The 16,360-nt window shown below is 63.1% G+C and carries 20 protein-coding genes; 4 read left to right on the top strand and 16 right to left on the bottom strand.

Annotation, left to right across the window (positions count from 1 at the left end; genetic code table 11):
• Positions 1 to 118: 118 nt before the first annotated feature.
• From F812_RS0101910 to fliI, 3 genes are read left to right on the top strand one after another with little or no spacing between them, the layout of a single operon-like run.
• Positions 119 to 907: a DUF1217 domain-containing protein gene (locus F812_RS0101910; protein ID WP_020084264.1), complete on the top strand. Its 789-nt coding sequence runs from the start codon at positions 119 to 121 to the stop codon at positions 905 to 907.
• Complete coding sequence (gene flgF, locus F812_RS0101905) at positions 908 to 1,633, top strand: flagellar basal-body rod protein FlgF (protein WP_020084263.1); 726 nt, start codon at positions 908 to 910, stop codon at positions 1,631 to 1,633. It begins immediately after the preceding gene.
• Positions 1,634 to 1,683: 50 nt separating this feature from the next.
• Entirely contained in the window at positions 1,684 to 3,099 is a 1,416-nt protein-coding gene (gene fliI / locus F812_RS0101900; protein WP_020084262.1) for a flagellar protein export ATPase FliI, read from the top strand.
• Positions 3,100 to 3,134: 35 nt separating this feature from the next.
• Here fliI and F812_RS0101895 read toward each other — a convergent pair whose 3' ends face one another.
• The 14 genes from F812_RS0101895 to F812_RS0101830 form a co-directional block, all read right to left on the bottom strand.
• Positions 3,135 to 3,596, bottom strand: a complete 462-nt coding sequence (locus tag F812_RS0101895) for a hypothetical protein (protein WP_020084261.1) — start codon at positions 3,594 to 3,596, stop codon at positions 3,135 to 3,137.
• Complete coding sequence (locus tag F812_RS22205) at positions 3,593 to 4,045, bottom strand: hypothetical protein (RefSeq protein WP_020084260.1); 453 nt, start codon at positions 4,043 to 4,045, stop codon at positions 3,593 to 3,595. The genes F812_RS0101895 and F812_RS22205 overlap by 4 nt, the downstream gene beginning before the upstream one ends.
• Before the next feature lie 4 nt (positions 4,046 to 4,049).
• The gene (locus tag F812_RS22200; protein ID WP_020084259.1) at positions 4,050 to 4,451 is read right to left on the bottom strand and encodes a rod-binding protein; all 402 of its coding nucleotides are present in this window, start codon (positions 4,449 to 4,451) and stop codon (positions 4,050 to 4,052) included.
• A 46-nt stretch (positions 4,452 to 4,497) separates the two neighbouring features.
• Entirely contained in the window at positions 4,498 to 4,905 is a 408-nt protein-coding gene (locus tag F812_RS0101880) for a hypothetical protein (protein WP_156827174.1), read from the bottom strand.
• Between the two features lie 5 nt (positions 4,906 to 4,910).
• Positions 4,911 to 5,666 carry a flagellar biosynthetic protein FliR gene (locus tag F812_RS0101875; RefSeq protein WP_020084257.1) on the bottom strand — a complete coding sequence of 252 codons (756 nt, stop codon included), beginning with the start codon at positions 5,664 to 5,666 and terminating at the stop codon, positions 4,911 to 4,913.
• Positions 5,663 to 7,750 (bottom strand): flagellar biosynthesis protein FlhA, encoded by a 2,088-nt coding sequence (gene flhA, locus F812_RS0101870; protein ID WP_020084256.1) that lies wholly within the window; start codon positions 7,748 to 7,750, stop codon positions 5,663 to 5,665. Before flhA ends, F812_RS0101875 begins: the two co-directional genes overlap by 4 nt.
• Before the next feature lie 172 nt (positions 7,751 to 7,922).
• Entirely contained in the window at positions 7,923 to 8,189 is a 267-nt protein-coding gene (locus F812_RS0101865) for a flagellar biosynthetic protein FliQ (RefSeq protein WP_020084255.1), read from the bottom strand.
• A 2-nt stretch (positions 8,190 to 8,191) separates the two neighbouring features.
• Positions 8,192 to 8,614, bottom strand: coding sequence for a flagellar hook assembly protein FlgD (flgD, locus tag F812_RS0101860; protein ID WP_020084254.1), 423 nt, complete (start codon positions 8,612 to 8,614; stop codon positions 8,192 to 8,194).
• Between the two features lies 1 nt (position 8,615).
• A complete protein-coding gene (locus tag F812_RS22195) occupies positions 8,616 to 9,041 on the bottom strand; it encodes a flagellar biosynthesis repressor FlbT (RefSeq protein ID WP_020084253.1) in 426 nt (141 codons plus the stop codon).
• The gene (flaF, locus tag F812_RS0101850) at positions 9,038 to 9,385 is read right to left on the bottom strand and encodes a flagellar biosynthesis regulator FlaF (RefSeq protein ID WP_020084252.1); all 348 of its coding nucleotides are present in this window, start codon (positions 9,383 to 9,385) and stop codon (positions 9,038 to 9,040) included. The genes F812_RS22195 and flaF overlap by 4 nt, the downstream gene beginning before the upstream one ends.
• A 36-nt stretch (positions 9,386 to 9,421) precedes the next feature.
• Complete coding sequence (locus tag F812_RS0101845) at positions 9,422 to 10,471, bottom strand: flagellar hook-associated family protein (RefSeq protein ID WP_020084251.1); 1,050 nt, start codon at positions 10,469 to 10,471, stop codon at positions 9,422 to 9,424.
• A 10-nt stretch (positions 10,472 to 10,481) separates the two neighbouring features.
• The gene (gene flgK, locus F812_RS0101840) at positions 10,482 to 11,951 is read right to left on the bottom strand and encodes a flagellar hook-associated protein FlgK (protein WP_020084250.1); all 1,470 of its coding nucleotides are present in this window, start codon (positions 11,949 to 11,951) and stop codon (positions 10,482 to 10,484) included.
• 33 nt (positions 11,952 to 11,984) lie between these two features.
• A complete protein-coding gene (locus F812_RS0101835; protein WP_026867772.1) occupies positions 11,985 to 13,259 on the bottom strand; it encodes a flagellar hook protein FlgE in 1,275 nt (424 codons plus the stop codon).
• Positions 13,256 to 14,035, bottom strand: coding sequence for a response regulator transcription factor (locus tag F812_RS0101830; protein ID WP_020084248.1), 780 nt, complete (start codon positions 14,033 to 14,035; stop codon positions 13,256 to 13,258). The genes F812_RS0101835 and F812_RS0101830 overlap by 4 nt, the downstream gene beginning before the upstream one ends.
• A 276-nt stretch (positions 14,036 to 14,311) precedes the next feature.
• Here F812_RS0101830 and F812_RS0101825 point away from each other — a divergent pair, with 276 nt between their 5' ends.
• Positions 14,312 to 14,743, top strand: coding sequence for a hypothetical protein (locus tag F812_RS0101825; protein ID WP_020084247.1), 432 nt, complete (start codon positions 14,312 to 14,314; stop codon positions 14,741 to 14,743).
• A 24-nt stretch (positions 14,744 to 14,767) separates the two neighbouring features.
• Here the strand turns inward: F812_RS0101825 and F812_RS25165 are convergent, their stop codons facing one another.
• Positions 14,768 to 15,211: a hypothetical protein gene (locus F812_RS25165; protein WP_020084246.1), complete on the bottom strand. Its 444-nt coding sequence runs from the start codon at positions 15,209 to 15,211 to the stop codon at positions 14,768 to 14,770.
• A gap of 197 nt (positions 15,212 to 15,408) precedes the next feature.
• A complete protein-coding gene (locus tag F812_RS0101810) occupies positions 15,409 to 16,242 on the bottom strand; it encodes a PP2C family protein-serine/threonine phosphatase (RefSeq protein ID WP_020084245.1) in 834 nt (277 codons plus the stop codon).
• Positions 16,243 to 16,360 lie beyond the last annotated feature (118 nt).

The following is a 16,360-nucleotide window of genomic DNA, read 5'->3' as shown; positions in this document are numbered from 1 at the left end:
GCTCCCGTCGCGTGCCGCGTCCCAAATCACTCGAGCTAGTTGCAGAACGAATTGACGTCAGCCTGAGGCAAGGCGGCTTGACGAAACTGGCAACCCGAGACACGCGAGGCCGAAAACCGTGCTCACAACGTCCGATAGCTACAGACTAATCGCCCAGAACCTCTCGAAGTCGCTCACCACGCTTTCGAAGGATCCGCAGATCGCGCGCGAATCAAAATATTATCTAGAGAATATCGGGCAAATCAAAACGGTCGACGATTTCATCAAGAACGACCGCATTTATCGTTTTGCCATGAAGGCGTTCGGCCTCGAGGACATGACCTACGCCAAGGCGTTCGTCAAAAAGGTCCTGAAGGAAGGCATTTCTGATTCGAAGGCCTTCGCGAACACGCTGACCGACAAGCGCTTCAAGGAGCTCGCCTCCACCTTCAACTTCGCCGCCAACGGTGAGACCACCACTCAGGCGGCGGACACCCAGCAAGGCACTGTCGACCGCTTCATGCGCATCTCGCTGGAGCAGCGCTCTGGAGAGCAGAACGAGGGCGTTCGCCTCGCGCTCTATTTCGCCCGCAAGGCCCCCACCATTTCGAGCACGCTCGGCATCCTCGCCGACAAAGCGCTCCTCAAGGTTGCGCAGACCGCTTTGAACATTCCCGCCGAAACGTCGCTGATGGACATCGACAAGCAGGCCGAAATGTATGCCAAGCGCATCGACGTCGCAGACTTCAAAGACCCCAAGAAGCTCGAAAAGTTCATCTCCCGCTTCACCAACATGTGGGAGCTCAACAACGCCGCGTCCTCGCTGTCGGCCTCGCTCGCCGTCCCGTCCATTACCGGCGCGAGCCCCGTGGGCATCTCCGTCGGCGTGCTCGCGACCTTGCAAACCCTGAAACTCGGAGGCCGCTGAATGCAGCCAAGTCTGTACGTCTCGCTGTCTGGCCAGTTGTCGCTCATGCGCCGTCTCGACACGCTTGCGCACAACGTCGCCAACGTGAACACGGCAGGCTTCCGCGCGGAGGAGATCAAGTTCGAGCAGTTGATCTCGCAGAAGACGGACGAGCCGACCGCGTTCGTCTCTACGGGACAGACCTATCTGTCGCGCCAGGCCGGTGAGGTCGTGCGCACCGAGAACCCGCTGGACATTGCCGTCACCGGCGACGCCTGGCTGGCTTTCCAGGGACCTAACGGCCCCGTATACACGCGTGACGGCCGCATGACCATGACGCCTGAAGGCGAGTTGCGAACGTTGACCGGCTATCCCGTCCTTGACGTCGGCGGCGCGCCGATCCAGCTCAATCCCAACGGCGGCCCGCCCAGCATTTCCCGCGACGGCACCATGACCCAGGGCCAGAACCGTGTTGGCGCCGTCGGTCTCTTCACCATTCCTGACCAGGCACGCCTCAGCCGCTTCGAGAACTCCGGCGTGATGCCGGACATGGCTGCCGAGCCGGCGCTCGATTTCAGCAGGGTAGGCTTGCTGCAGGGGTTCATGGAACAGGCAAACGTCAATCCCGTATCGGAGATCTCGCGATTGATTCAGATCCAGCGGTCGTTCGACTCAATCAGCAATTCCATCGCCCAATCCGAGCAGACCCTAACCACCGCCATCAAGACGCTCGGCGAGACGAGCTAGACCCAAGCGCCCGCCGCACAACGCCGGGTTCCTCTCGAGACTGAGCCAGCATGACAAAACCCGCGACCGAGACAGCGAACGAGCGCAAGGCCGAAAAGCGGCCTCCGAATGCGCTCGAACGGCTGGGTGATCGCATCGCGCACGCCACGTCGGCCGTTCCGCTGGTTCGCATCGGCGGCATCGTCACCCAAGTCACGCCCGCTTACGTTCAAGTCTCCGGTCTCTCCCAGCATCTGAAACTCGGCGATTGCGTGAGCTTCAGCTCGACCCCCGTGCCCCAGCTCGGCGAGGTCGTGCGCATCGACGGCAGTGGCGCCACCATCAAGCCTTTCGATGCCAATCTGAAGATCGGCCCGGGCGGCATCGTCTGGCAGCACGGCGAGCAGAGCCTGCGCCCGCATCCCTCGTGGAAAGGGCGCGTGCTTAACGCTCTCGGCGCCCCAATCGACGGCGCGGGACCGCTGCTCGAAGGCCCTCGCGCCTACCCCTTCGACGCAGAGCCTCCATCGGCCATGAGCCGCGAGCGCGTCCGCACGCCGCTCAAATCGGGCGTTCGCGTCATCGACCTGTTCACACCGCTTTGCGCCGGGCAGCGCATCGGCATCTTCGCCGGCTCCGGCGTCGGCAAATCAACCCTGCTCTCCATGCTCGCCCGCTCGCGCGGCTTCGACACCGTCGTCCTCGCGCTCGTCGGTGAACGCGGCCGCGAGGTTCGCGAGTTCCTGGAGGACGCGCTGGCGCAGAACCGCAGCCGCGCCGTCACCGTGGTCTCCACGGGCGACGAGAGCCCGATGATGCGCCGCCTTGCCCCGAAGACCGCGCTCGCCATTGCGGAAGCGTTCCGAGACGCGGGCGACAGCGTGCTGCTCATCGTCGATTCGGTGACACGCTTCGCCCACGCCACGCGCGAGGTTGCACTCGCTGCAGGCGAAGCCCCGGTCGCCCGAGGCTACACGCCGTCTGTCTTCAGCGAGCTGCCGAAGCTCCTGGAGCGCGCAGGCCCCGGCGCCGAAGGGACCGGTTCGATCACAGGCGTCTTTTCCGTGCTCGTCGACGGCGACGATCACAACGATCCCATCGCAGACAGCATCCGCGGCACCCTCGACGGTCACGTGGTGCTCGACCGCAAGATCGCCGACCAGGGCCGCTATCCCGCCGTCAACGTTCTCACGTCCGTCTCGCGTCTGGCCAATACGGTCTGGTCGGCGGAGCAGCGCAAGCTCGTGATGATGCTGCGCGCCATGATCTCCCACTTCGAAGACACCCGCGATCTCCGCCTCATGGGCGGCTACCAGCGCGGCGCCGACGCGGAGCTCGACAGGGCGATCGACATCGTGCCGAAACTCTATGAGGCGATGAAGCAGACCCTGACCGACCCGCAGAGCGTCGATCCGTTCCAGGAGATCGCGCGCGCGCTCGCGCCCGATCCCGCCAAGGACGATGGCCAGAAGCCGCCCGGCCGCTGATCTTTGTTCCCTGCGCCTGCTGCTGCGGCACGATCCTACAGCTTCGGCGGACCGCGCACGTCCTTCTTCGGAATGTAGGAGAGCTGGTCGATCAGGACATCCTGCACCATCTCCACCCCGAGCCGCTTGTTCACGTTCTCGCCGAGCTTTTTAGCAAGCAGCGGCAGGTCCTGCTTCTTCATGTTCTGGAAGTTGACCTGCTCGCCCGCGTAGATGGTCTTGAATGCCTCGTCGAGAACGTAGACTTCGGGGTTCACCGGCACTTTCTTGAGCGCGTTGGCGTCCACCGTGAACACGAACTGCGCCACCATGTAGCCCTGGATCGTGCCCGCGCCGATGATGGGCACGTTGATGGCCTTCGTCCGCAGCTCCTCGAGCTTCTTCTCGGATTCGGCGACTTGCCCGGTACCGCTGTTCTTCTGCCATTCGAGCACGCCGAATACGGCGGCCAGCGTCACCACACAGACCCAGATACCCGTGGCAAGAACCTTGATCATGATCGACTATAAGCGGCCGAAATCGCCCGCGTGTAGGTTCCGTCGGATTCCGATTGACGGATGGCATCCGACAGCGAAGTCGAAATCTCACGCACCGCTTCGAGATGGAGCTTGAGCATATGCTGGTTCGCCGCGAGCTTGGAGCGCAGCGAGCCCACGCGCGCTGCGAGCATCGGATTGGGCACCGCTCCCTGCATGTTGCGCAGCGAGCGGGTCAGCTCCAAAAGTGCCTGGCTCTTGCGATCGTTGTAGTCCTTGAGATCGATCGCCTTGCGATCGCGCAACGCCGCGGTCTCCTGATCCACGATCTCTTCCAGCCGCTGAATGGAAACCTCGAGCATCGGAATGACGGAGCCTCGCCCCGCGTTCGGCGGCAGAGACGCCGCTTGAGGAGGCGCGCTCTGGGCGGGCTGAGGTGTCTGAGGCGGAACGGAAAAGCGCTGCAACATAAGTTTACTCTCCAGTATTCGGCTCGATACCAAGTGCCGACCCCACCGAGCCGTTCAGGGTCGAAATGTGGCTCAGCACATCCGGAGAGGAGAACCCTCCGGGACGGACCGGCACCACATGACCGGCCCTCACGTAATCTGCGATGCCGACGCTACCGCGCTCGGCCACCTGCTCCGCGATCTTCTCGGACATCATCGACTTCCAGAAATCGCCTGAAATGCCCGAGCCGAAAACGCCCTCCGCCGTATCCGGCATCATCTCCTGGATGAACGACTGCAGCACGAACGCCTCGAACTTCTGCGCGACATCTGGCGTCTTGCGCACATGCGTGGGGTGCGGAGAAGGCAGAGCCTCGCTCGCGGCCTTCACATCGGAAATCGGACGGATTGTAAGATCAGCCGCCAAAAAGCAGGCCCTCCCGTAGGGGATGTCTTGACAGGTTCACCATGACTCAACGGTCTTGCTTGGAGCTTGCGCCGCTTTGCGCGAACCCGGCCTCGAGCAGCCGCTCCAGCTCCTCCCGCTCCTCCACCCGCCGCAACTCCACCGCAAGCTCCTCCGCAAGCCGCTCCGAGTTGCGCACGCGCCCGCCATGCGCCACCACGACCTGCATCTGCGCTTCGAGCTCCGGCAAGAGCTTGCTTTCCTCCTGCCGCAGGGACTTGAGGCGGCGCACCGTCACGTCGGTGAACAGCCCGTGCAGCGCGCCCTCGCCCGACAATGCTTCCGCCAGCTCTCGCTGCTCCGTCTGGCACCGCGTCATTTGCTGTTGAAGGCGCGCGTACTTGAGCTCCTCCATGCTGTGAAGGTGCTTTTGTACTTCCAGAATACGTTTGAGGCCGCGAACCCGATCCCGCATGGCGGTCACCCGTTGGAAAGAAACATCTGGAAGCCCGAGATGAACAGCGTGAGCGCCTCGCTGAAGGTGAAATAGAGAAGCAGAAGCCCTCCCGCGAGCACGAACGGCGCCGAGATGAAGTAGACGGGAATGAGCGGCGTCATCTTGTTCATGATGCCGAAGAGAAAGTTGACGATCAGCGAGTAGACGAGAAACGGGCTCGTGAGCTGGGCGATCAGGATGAACGAATCCGAAGCCGCATCCGTGACCTTCGCCAGCGCAAACTGCGGATCGAACATATCCACGACCGTCAGCACCGAGTAGGAGGCCACCAGCGCCCGCATCACCTCCACATGCAGCCCGGTGACGAACAGGAGAACCGTAGCGGTGAGCGTGAGCAGCGTGGCAACAGCGGGCGCAGGTTCACCCTCTTCGACAGGCGGATCAGCCATGCCGCTGAAGCCGACCAGCATGGCCGCTGCCGTCCCCATGAACTGCAGCGCAAGGAAGAAGATGCGCGCCATGATGCCGATCACGACGCCGATCATCGTCTCGGAAAGGATCAGCTGCGCGATGGCGGGCGGCGTGGCCTTCCCGAGATCGCCCTCCACCTCCGGTATGATGATCGGCGCGAGTGCGAGCGTCACCGAGACCGCCAGAAACACGCGCACCTGCACGGGAACGCGCGGGCTTCCGAACCCGGGCATGATCATGAGGCAGCCGCCGATACGGCAGAACACCAGGAAGGTGAGCAACACCGTTCCTGCAGTGATCGTGATCACGAGATCGTTCCCAAGGCCTTGACCTGCACGCCGCGTGCAATCTCGAGATGCGAGAGCACCGGCAGCGTCGGGAACAACCGTTCCGTCACCATGCGCACATAAGGCCGTGCGTCCGGCGCCGATACCAGCACGAACTGATGCCCTTGATCGAGAAGGCCACGAATGACCTTCGACGCCTCCGCGCCGAACTGCTCGATGAGGCGTGGATCGATGTCGAACTCCACCACCTCTCCCTTCGCGTCGCGCTTGAGGCTCTGGTGAAACGCCAGATCCCACCTGTTCCCGAGGCGGAGCACCTTCAGCACGCCGGCATCCGCGAGATCCCCGCAGATCTGCTGGGCCATGCGCATGCGCACATGCTCGGCGAGCTGCTCGGCACGGCGCACGTGCGGAGCGATCTCGGCGATACTTTCCAGGATGAGGTGAAGATTGCGGATCGAGATGCGCTCTGCGAGCAGGAGCTTCAGCACCGCCTGCAGGCCGGAGTAGGAGAGCTGCGAGGGAATGATCTCGTCCACCAGCCTGCGGTACTCCGGCTCCAGCCGGTCGATGAGCGAGCGCATGTCCTTGTACGAGAGAAGCTGCGACAGGTTCCCACGGATCACCTCGCGCAGGTGCGTGAGCATCACCGACATAGGATCGACCGGATTGAAGCCTTCGCGCTTCACGGTGTTGGCAAACATCTCGGAGACCCACAGCGCCTTCATGCCGAACGCCGGCTCCCGCGCCTCGTCGCCCGGAACGTCCGGCACCGGCCCATCGCCGGTGATGACCAGAACGTCGCCGATCCTGAGTTCTTCCGACGCCACGACCGTGCCGTGGATCTTGATCTGATAGGTCTTGCTGGATATCGCGATATCGTCGCTGATCCGGATCTCCGGCACGACGAAGCCGTATTGCTTGGCGAACGCGCGCCGCATGCGGCCCACGCGGTGCGCAAGCTCTCCCTGCGAGGACAGCAGCGCCGTGGAAAGCTGCTTGCCGAGAGAGATCTCCACCTCGGCCGTCTTGAGCTGCTCCTTGACCGATTGACGCGCTTCTTCCTTGGTGCGCCGTTCTTCTTCCTTCTTGACGGCCTCCTCCGCCGCTTTCGCCTCGGCGAGCTTCTTCGGGATCGAGATCGAAACGAAGATCAGGCCACCGGCCAGAAGAGCGAACGGCAGGAACGGAAGACCCGGCGCAACGGCGAGCGCAAGCAGAACGGCGCCGGCGACGCCAAGGGCGCGCGGATAATTGCCGAGCTGGCTGAACACGGCCATTTCCGCCGAGCCGCGCGTGCCGCCCTTCGAAACGAGAAGGCCCGCGGCCAGCGAGATGATGAGGGCCGGGATCTGGGTGACGAGACCGTCACCGACCGACAGGCGGACGAACACGTCGGCTGCGTGGCCGAGGTCCATATCATGGCGCGTGACGCCGATGATGATGCCGCCGAACACGTTGACGGCCGTGATGATGAGACCGGCGATGGCGTCGCCGCGCACGAACTTCGAGGCACCGTCCATCGAGCCGAAGAACGCGCTTTCCTCTTCGAGCTCGCGCCTGCGGCGCATGGCTTCCTTCTCGTCGATGTTGCCGGCCGACAAGTCGGCGTCGATCGCCATCTGCTTGCCGGGGATCGCGTCGAGGGTGAACCTCGCGCCCACTTCTGCGATACGCGTGGCGCCCTTCGTGATGACGAGGAAGTTCACCGTGATCAGGATCACGAACACCACGGTTCCGATCACGAAGTCGCCGCCCATGACGAAATTGGCAAAGCCCGCGATCACGTGCCCCGCCGCGGTATGGCCCTCGGCGCCATTCGAAAGGATGAGACGCGTCGTCGCCACGTTGAGCGACAGACGCAGCATGGTCGCGATCAGCAGCACGGTCGGAAAGGCGGAGAACTCGAGCGGACGGTGGATCCAAAGCGAGACCATGAGGATCAGCACGGCGAAGGCAATCGAGAAGGCAAGGCCGACGTCGATCATGATCGCGGGCAGCGGCAGGAACAGCACCGTCAGGATGATGACGATGCCGACCGCAAACCCGATGTCGCGTCTGCTGCTACGGTCCGGTGCGCCAGGTACGGCGACGGTCGTGGCCATGCTACCCCCGAGCCAGGACGATGATCACATCGGGCGCACGCCGCCCGAGGCGAGAATCATCGATCTCACAAAAAAGCCGAGGAAAGTCTGGCCGATCAACCTTGCGCGAAGGTCTCCGCCAGGCACACGCCGCAGAAAAACGCGTGCGCCTGCGCGGCCTTAGAGAACGGCGTCAGAAGCCGTTAGGGATGCGCGCGTAGGTCTGTTCGGCGAACGCGAAGATCACCGATCCGACGAACGGGGCCGTGAACGAGGTCACGACCAGGATCGCGATGATTTTCGGAACGAAGGTGAGCGTGATTTCCTGCACCTGGGTGAGCGCCTGCAGAAGCGCGATCAGGATACCCACGAACATTGCTGCAACAACCGCGGGCGAAGCCGCGATCACGACGGTCCAGATGGCCGCCTGTCCGATGTCGAGTGCGTCAGCTGGATTCATGACTAAGAGACCTTCACTCCGGCTTCCATCACGATCTCCTTGCCGCTTTCGAGCACGGCAACGGCGCCCGTCGACACGATGCGCACGGAGGCGACCTTGCCGCTCACCGAGCCGTCAGCCGACGTCACCGTCTTCCCGATGAGCCCGTCGGCCTGGTTGAGCGCCAGCGACGTGATGAGAGAGTCAAGCTTCGTGTTCGTCTTCATGGCCTGCTCGACGTTCGAGAACGAGGCGAGCTGGGCCACGAATTGGGTAGAGTCCATGGGCTTCGTCGGGTCCTGGAACTTCATCTGCGCGGTGAGAAGCTTCAGGAATGCGTCGTAGCCGAGCGTCGAGGTCCCGCTCGTAGAGGAGCTGGAGGACGTCGACGACGAGTTGTTGGTCTGCTGATTGCTCGAGGTCGAGGTAGAGCTTCCGACGTCCATATCAGCCGGCCTCCACCAGTCGGAGCTCGGAACCCTTGTTTCCGCCGAGGATCGCATCCTCGATCGGGACGAGTGTGCGGAGCGTCTTGAGCGCCGCGAACGGCGACCCGGCGTTCACCTGCTGGCCGATCGTGTCGAGGCCTGCCAGAACGATGGGATTTTCGAAGGCTACCCGCAGCCAGCGCATGGTGTCCTCATAGACGCCCCGCGCCATCGCCATGCCATCGGCTTCCATCACCATGGTCTGCAGGATGTAATAGAGCTGGCGGAGCGGCGTGATCGTCTGCTGCACCTGCATGATCTCGTTTTCGAGCAGATAGGGCACATCGTTCAGGATCTCGAACGACGACCTTCCCTCCGATTTCAGCACCGCGCCGTTGAGAAAAATGCGCTCGCCAGGGCGGAGCGTGACCCGCGTCGTCGTCATCTCAATCCCTCCGAAATGGTCCTTGATACTTCGATCAGCCCTGCAAAATTGGAGGACCGTCCGAGCCGGATCTCCTCCGCCTCGCGCATCACCCAAAGCCCCACCGACACCAGATCCGCCCTGAGCTTCGGCGGCAATCCGTTCTCGGCCTTGGCCAGATCCTCTATGAAAATCCCCCAGAGCTTGCGCACGAAATAGATGGCGTCCACAGCCTCGCGGGACTGGGAGCCATGCTTCTCGGCGATTTGCAGCAAGGCGATCGAACGCTCGAGCGCTGAGCGCTCTTGCTCCCTCGCCTCCTTGGGCGACTCGTCGAGGACCTCGTTGTAGTAGAACTTGTACATTCGGCTTCCCAAATCTCCGGACGCTCAGGCTGCGCTTTAGATGTGGCTGATGAGGCTCAAGTTCTGCAGGCGCGCCGTGAGTGCGTAGGCTGTTTCGATTTGCGTGAGCAGAGCGTTGACGTTTGCAGTGGCTTCGTAAGGATCTACGCCTTCGAGACTGGTGATGTGCTCCTTGAGGAGCGACACCTGAATATCCGTGCGATCGTTCGCGGCCGAGATACGCTCCTGCGACGTGCCGAGACCGGACCGGAGCTGCGTGAGGTCGCCGAGCGCCTGGCCCATAACGGCGATAGCCTTGTCCACCACGGCGTAATAGGCATCCGAGCCGAGGTTCTCGAGGCCAATATCCGAGATCATCGTATAGACGGAGGCGATCTTGCGAAGCCCCTCCTCGTTGGCATTCGTCGAGGTCTCGATGCGCTCGTTGGTCGAAATGCGCGTCGTGATGTTCTGGTCCGCAGCCGCCGACCACGTTGTTGTCCAGTTGGCATTGTTGAACAGATCGCCGAACGCGCCGTCGAGGAACGTCGTCATCTGAGTGCCGGTGATATTCTCGACGCCGGGCCCGGTCTGAGAGACACCGAACTCGCTGACGAACGCATTCTCCATTGCCACCCGGCCGGCCGATGGCGGCGTCCCGTAGTAGTCGGTGATCGGCTTCACGTCCGTGTTGACGCCCGCGAAGATATAGGCGCCGTTGACCGCGGTGTTCATCGCCGCGGTGAAGGAGGTCAGCTTGGCCTTCGCGTCTGTAATGGCGACGCCGTCGCTGCTGCGCGCGGCGCGCGCAGCCATCAGCGTCTGCATGAACTGCTGCGCCGCGTCTCCGATGCCTTCGAGCGTCGTCTGCGTCAGCTCGAGCCGCGACGAGGCGACCGAATTGGTATCCTTGAACGTATTGAGGCGATCGAGATCCTGCCGCAGCGAGACCGTGCGCTGTGTGAGATAGCCGAGGCTCAGCCCCACGTCGGCATGCCGCCCCGTCGTCGATTCCTTCTGCGCCTCGGCAAGCTTCGTCTGCAGATTGACGCGCGTCTCTCTTGTCGCGTTGGTAAGGGCCAGGGTCGATATCGAGGTTGTTTTCATGGCGTCTTACCTAGATGGCCCCGATAAGCGCGGTGTACATCGTGTCGACAACCGAAATCAGTTTCGACGATGTCTGGAACGACCGTTCCAGCTCGAGCATGAGCGAAAGCTCCTCGTCGAGGTTCACTCCCGTTAGCTTTGTGTAGGATTCAAAGGACCGCTGATGAAGCGTGTTCTGATACTGATAGCTGTCGTCGGCGACCTTACGCGCCTCCTGCAGCCAACCGGCGGAGGACGAGGAATAGGTCTCGAGCGTGCCACCGTTGGCGAGCTTGGCCGCGCCATCGAAGGCATACGTCCCGCCCATCTTGGTGATCAGCTCATCGAGGCGATCCGTATAGCTCGCCGCTCCGGTCGTGTTGTAGATGTAGTTCGAGACCGAAGGATCCGCGATGCCGCCGTCCCTCAAACGGGTCGCGACGCCGCCCTTGTCGGGATCGACGTTCGGATTGATCCGCAGCGCGGCCGCGAGACCGCTGATCAGCACACCGTCCGGAGGAACAGTCGTCGCGCCCGAATAGGTGAAAAGTCCAGGCGCATCGGGCAGAGCGGAGCTCGCGTCCGTCTCGGCGAAGGCCGTGACGAGCACGCGCGCCATCTCGTCGAGCTGAGCCTCGTAGGCAAGCGAGATATCGTCGCGCGCCTGCACGAGCCCCACAAGGCGGCCTGACTGCAGCGGCATGGTGGCATTGGCGCCCGTCACCGGAACGCCGTCGATGTACACCGCGCTGCCCGCCAGACCTGGCGTGAGATTTGTCGTCCGGTCGAAAACCACGCTGCGAGGCGATCTGTCGAACAGCGTCACGCCGCTGTCCGTATAGACCGCCATGTCGTTGTTGTCGCGAGACACCGTGCGGATGCCCACCTCGTTCGAGAGGCTGGCGAGAATCTGGTCGCGATGATCGAGATAGTCGGTGACGTCCGTGCCGGAGATCGTCCCCTTGGTGATCTGATCGTTGAGCGTCTGGAACTGCGCGAGCAGAGAGTTCACGCGATCGACGGACGACTGGATGCCGGCATCCGCGTCGTTGCGGACCTTCTGCACGGTTGCCGCCGCGCCATTGAGGCCGGTCGCCAAATCCTGGGCTGCCCGCACGGCCGCCTTCGCGGCAAGCTCGCTGTGAGGCTGCGTCGAATAGCTCTGAAGCGCCGTCGAGAGCTTGTTGATGAGCGCGGCGGGCGACGCATCGAGCTCCACGTCATTGACGGTGGCATCAAGAAGATCGAGGGAATCGAGGATCGCCGAATGCATCGCGGACGACGAGCTCGACGACAGAATCTGGCGAAAAAGAACGGGCTCTTCCGCCCGCGTTACGCCCGAGCTCCGCACGCCGGAACCCGGCATGGTGACGACTTCGACCGACTTGCGCGTGTAATAGGCGCGATCCGCGTTGGCAATATTCCGCGAGACGACCGAGGTGCGGTCGCCAGAGACCCAGAGGGACGAGTTCGCGGTGGACAAACTTGCCGAAAGGCTCATCGCGCGTGCTTCCCCCTAGATCATCTCAAGCGCTTAGCGCTTGAGGTTGACGAGGACCTCCATGAGCTCGCCACCGGTCTGGAACACCTTCGAGTTCGCCGTGAAGGCGAACTGAGACTCGATCATCGTGGTGAGTTCGCTTGCCGTATCGACGGTCGACTTTTCGAGTGCCGACGAACGAATTTTTCCGAACAGGGCCGTTCCCGGAAAACCGAGCTGAAGATTTCCCGAATCCGCGCTGACGGAATAGGCATTGCCCGCCTCAGGCGTAAGATTGTCCGGGCTCGGCACGGTAGCGAGCGGAATGCGATAGATGCCGACGCGCGCGCCGTTGCCGTAGACGGCATAGAGCGTGCCATCTCCGGCGAACTCCACGCTCTCCACCGAGCTAGGCTTGTTGCCGTTGACGTCCGACTTGAGGATCTGGAACTCGTCGGCAAGCTCGCTCGACTCGGCCATGTCGAGGCGCAGGGTCTGTCCGTTGGGCACGGGAATATCCATGTAGGTCGGGCTCGGCGTGGTGGTATCGAGCTGACCTGTGGTCGGGTCGAACAACAGCGTTTCCATCGCGAGCGGCGGATCGCCGGCCGAGCCATAGGGAAACGACTTTGTCGTCGGATCGGCCGTGGAGGCGTCGAAGATCGAGACCTCCCACGTGTTCGTCGCCGTCTTCGTATAATAGATGTCGAGCGTCACTTCGCGGCCGACGTTGTCGATCACCGTCATCGACGTCTTCGCGGAATAGACGGAGGTCGTGTCGTTGACCGTTCCAGGCGTCGAGGTCTGGATAGCCGAGTCTTCCTTGAGGTTCGCGTAGAACGTGCCCTGGGTAGAGGGCGTTGCCTCGAGCGACATCGCGCTGATGTTGACGTTCTGCAGGCCCGTCGTTCCGTTGGCGGAGACGGCGGCCACGCCGCCGTTCAACGGGTAGCCCTGGAGCGTAAGACCCGCCGCGTTGACGAGATCTCCGTTGGCAGCTTTGACGAAAGAGCCTGCGCGCGTGAGATACGTCACGCCGCTGCCGTCGTTGACCAGGAAGAACCCCTCGCCGCTCACCGCAAGATCGGTCTTCGACGTGGTGTAGTCGAAGCCGCCCTGCTGCGTGATGCCATAGCGGACCTGAACATCCACGCTGCCCGGCACGTAGCTTGACGAGCCGGACTCGAGCACCACCGTTGAGAACTCCGTGAACGCGCGCTTGTAGCCGTGCGTACTGGCATTGGCGATGTTGTCGGAAACAGTGCCGAGACGGCTCGATTGCGCAGCCATACCGGACGCACTGGTCCGCATCATGCCGGAAATGCTCATACGACGGGATCCTTCACGAATAGCTCTGACCTATCGAGTAGAGCATCCGCATCTTGCGCGAAGCTGGACGGATCACCAGTTTCGCCCCGTTTTTCGGCCACCGCGTCGACCACCAGCCGGTAGCCGAGGTAGCGTTTGGAGTCGATCGGATCATAGCCGAGCCGGTGGCGAAGCCGCTTCCTGAGCTTGCTGATGTGACTTTCGACGACGTTCTCGTCGATGTCCTCGCTGAACAGGCCGTAGACCGAGTTGAAGATCTGGGTCTTGTTGATGCGGCAACCGCGGTTGCTGACGAGATACTCCAGGATGCGCCGCTCGCGGCGCGGAAGCTGAAGAACCTCTCCCTTCACCTCGGGATCGCGCCCATCGAAGAACACGCGCATCTCGCCGACATCGGTATAGTCGGGCGCCCCCACCGCGCGCCGGCGGATTGCCTTGACGCGAGCGATGATCTCGCGCACGTGAATTGGCTTCCTCACCACGTCGTCCACGCCGACCGAGAACAGATCCAGCGTCTCCTCGAGAGACCGGTTCTCGTTCATCGCGATCACGGCAGTTGTCGCCGAGCGGCGACGGATGATCTTGGCAAGCGCGCAGCGGTTCCCGCAGTCACCCAGCAGAAACGCCTCGACGGACCGCATATCCGCCTCGGAAACAGCACTCACCCAGCCTTCGAACTCTCCCGGCGCCAAGCCGCACGCCGAGATTCCCTCCCGGTTAAACCAGGACGTGTATCCTTCCGTAACGGTCGCCCGCTCGTCCACCACGACGATCATTTGATGTTCCCCCGCACATCGGCACCCCCCGAATCAGAAACGCAACCCCACTTAACCGGGATGCAGTGCGTCGGCTTTTCGATCAACGATTTGTTGAGGATTTCTCGGACGCTGCCGCGAATCGCTCTTGAAGTGTTGCTGAAAGTGGTCATTCCGCCTTGGAGAGAGTCGCAGAATAAAGAACCGCGTACGGAGAAAACCTGGCGTCCCTCAAGCCTGGCACAAGCGCAGCCCGCTCTAATGCCCACCGCGTCCGGATTGCGAGTGGGAGCGGCAATGCGATTCAAGATCCGCGTATCGATGTGGCTGAGAAAGCTGGTCCTCGTCGCCCCCGCAGCGCTCGCGCTCGCGGGTCTGCCGCGCGCGGCCCTGAGCGACGGCTACCAGATCTCACTCGTGGCTCCCGGCATGAATCAGACCGAGCTTCAATCCGTCATGGGGCCGCCGAGTTACATTCAGGTCAAAGGACTCCGCCAGGCCTGGCAATACTGTCCGCCCCGCTCCCTCATCCGTTTCATCGACGACATGCTGGGCCGCGAGACCGAGCCGCCACTGTTCGTGACCGTGTGGTTCAACAGCGGCCGCGTCGAGCACATGCGCGCCTACCCCAGCCGCGTGATGGGACGATGCGAGGATTTCCTCGCCGCGTTCAGTTGGGAAGACACGATCGATGGTGGCGGCTTCGAATACGGAGGCCGCATCAAGTAGCGCGCCCCAGCCCCCCACCTCGCTCTAGGACGGCCTAGCCGTTTTCAAGGCCCGGTCGATCTCCGCATTGACCTCGGCCATCGCCGCCAGCGCCTCGGCGCGAAGCTCCGCCGGAACCCGGTCGGGATGGTTCTGGGCAGCGAACCGGCGCCTGAAGCGCCGCAACTCACCCGGCGAATGCACTTTGGACGTCAAAAGCTCCTTGAGCTTGCGCGCGGCTTCGCCCGGCGGCTCGACGGTCTTGGCCTCGATGGGATCGCGCTCCGCACTGTAGGCGTTCGCCAGCGATTGGTGCGCCACGTAGCCGGAGGCCGTCGCGATGTCGCCAAGACTTCCGATCGCGGGCCCGATCCCGGCACTCTCCTCGAACAGAATGGGCTGCCCGTCCGGATCGAGGCGTGCGTCTTCGAGCGCAGCCTCGAAGGCATGCTTCTGCTCACGGCGCCGAACGCGCGTTGGCCAGACCAAAGCGACCTCCCAGACCACGATCGATGTGCACCTGCCTGCCGGACCGAGGCCCGCTCACGAAAGCGGGGCCGCGCAATCTCTCGTGTCTGGAGAGATCGCGTCCGCGGACGGCAGACGTCCACGCACCCATAGTGCCGCCGTTCGCTTGTTTGGACCTTGCCGCCGCGTTGCAGGGGAGACCCGGTCGCAAGAACCTGCTACCGGTCCTCGTCTTGCACTGGCGCCCGCGCATCGCCCGTTGCATCGGCGACACCTGCGCTGCTGGCGTCTTGAGGAAGAAGGCGCACCGCCACCACCGTGGCGTTGTCCTGGTGCGGATCCTTGAGCGCCTCGACGGCGCGGATCAGCGCATTGGCCACCGCCACCGCCCCATCCTCGGCATAGGCAGCGACGATACGCTCAATCTCCATCGACTCGAGCGTCTGCAAGCCGTCACTCGCCAGGATGATATAATCGCCGGGCTCAACCTTGAGCGGACGGCGCGACAGATCGATGAGATCGATGTCGTCGCCGGTCACGGCCGAGCGCAGCATGTGGCGGCGCGGATCGCGGCGCGCCTCGTCCTCCGAGATCGCGCCCGCGGCGGCCAGCCGGTCGAGTTCGGGCGCGAGCGAATGGTCCTCGTTGAGAAGCGCGATCTCACCGCGCCGGTAGAGCAGCAGCGGGCTATCGCCCACGCTGACCCATTCGATCCCGTCCGCCCCGAAGGTCACGCCGACCAGCGTCGACCCCATGCCCGCCAGCATGGGATTGGCATCTACGGTATCGGCGATCGCCTGGTTCGCCGCCGTCAGCGCTTCGATCAGGCGCTCCGTGTTCGGGCCGTCCTGATCCGCGTAGGCCTTGATGAAGCTCTCGCACGCCATGCGGCTCGCAAGCGCGCCGCCCGCGTGCCCGCCCATGCCGTCGGCCAGCACGGCAACGACCGCGCCGGGAGCGGCTGCATCTTCCCCGCTCCAGAAAAGAGCGGTGTCTTCCTGGTAGCTACGCGCACCCTTGGTGGTGCGGCTGGCATGCTCGAAAGCTAGCATTCGTCCTTTTAGACCATGATCGCTCGGCCCCGGCTCGCGGGATCCGAAACGGCAGCGCCGGGCTCCTCGAAAACCTAGAGCGCTTCAACAGCAGTGTGAAGCGGTTTTCCGGCGAGGA

This window comes from Hyphomicrobium zavarzinii ATCC 27496, assembly GCF_000383415.1.
Classification (GTDB): Bacteria; Pseudomonadota; Alphaproteobacteria; order Rhizobiales; family Hyphomicrobiaceae; genus Hyphomicrobium_C; species Hyphomicrobium_C zavarzinii.
The sequence above is the reverse complement of the archived record's forward strand: the minus strand, read 5'-3'. Positions and strand labels throughout refer to the sequence as shown.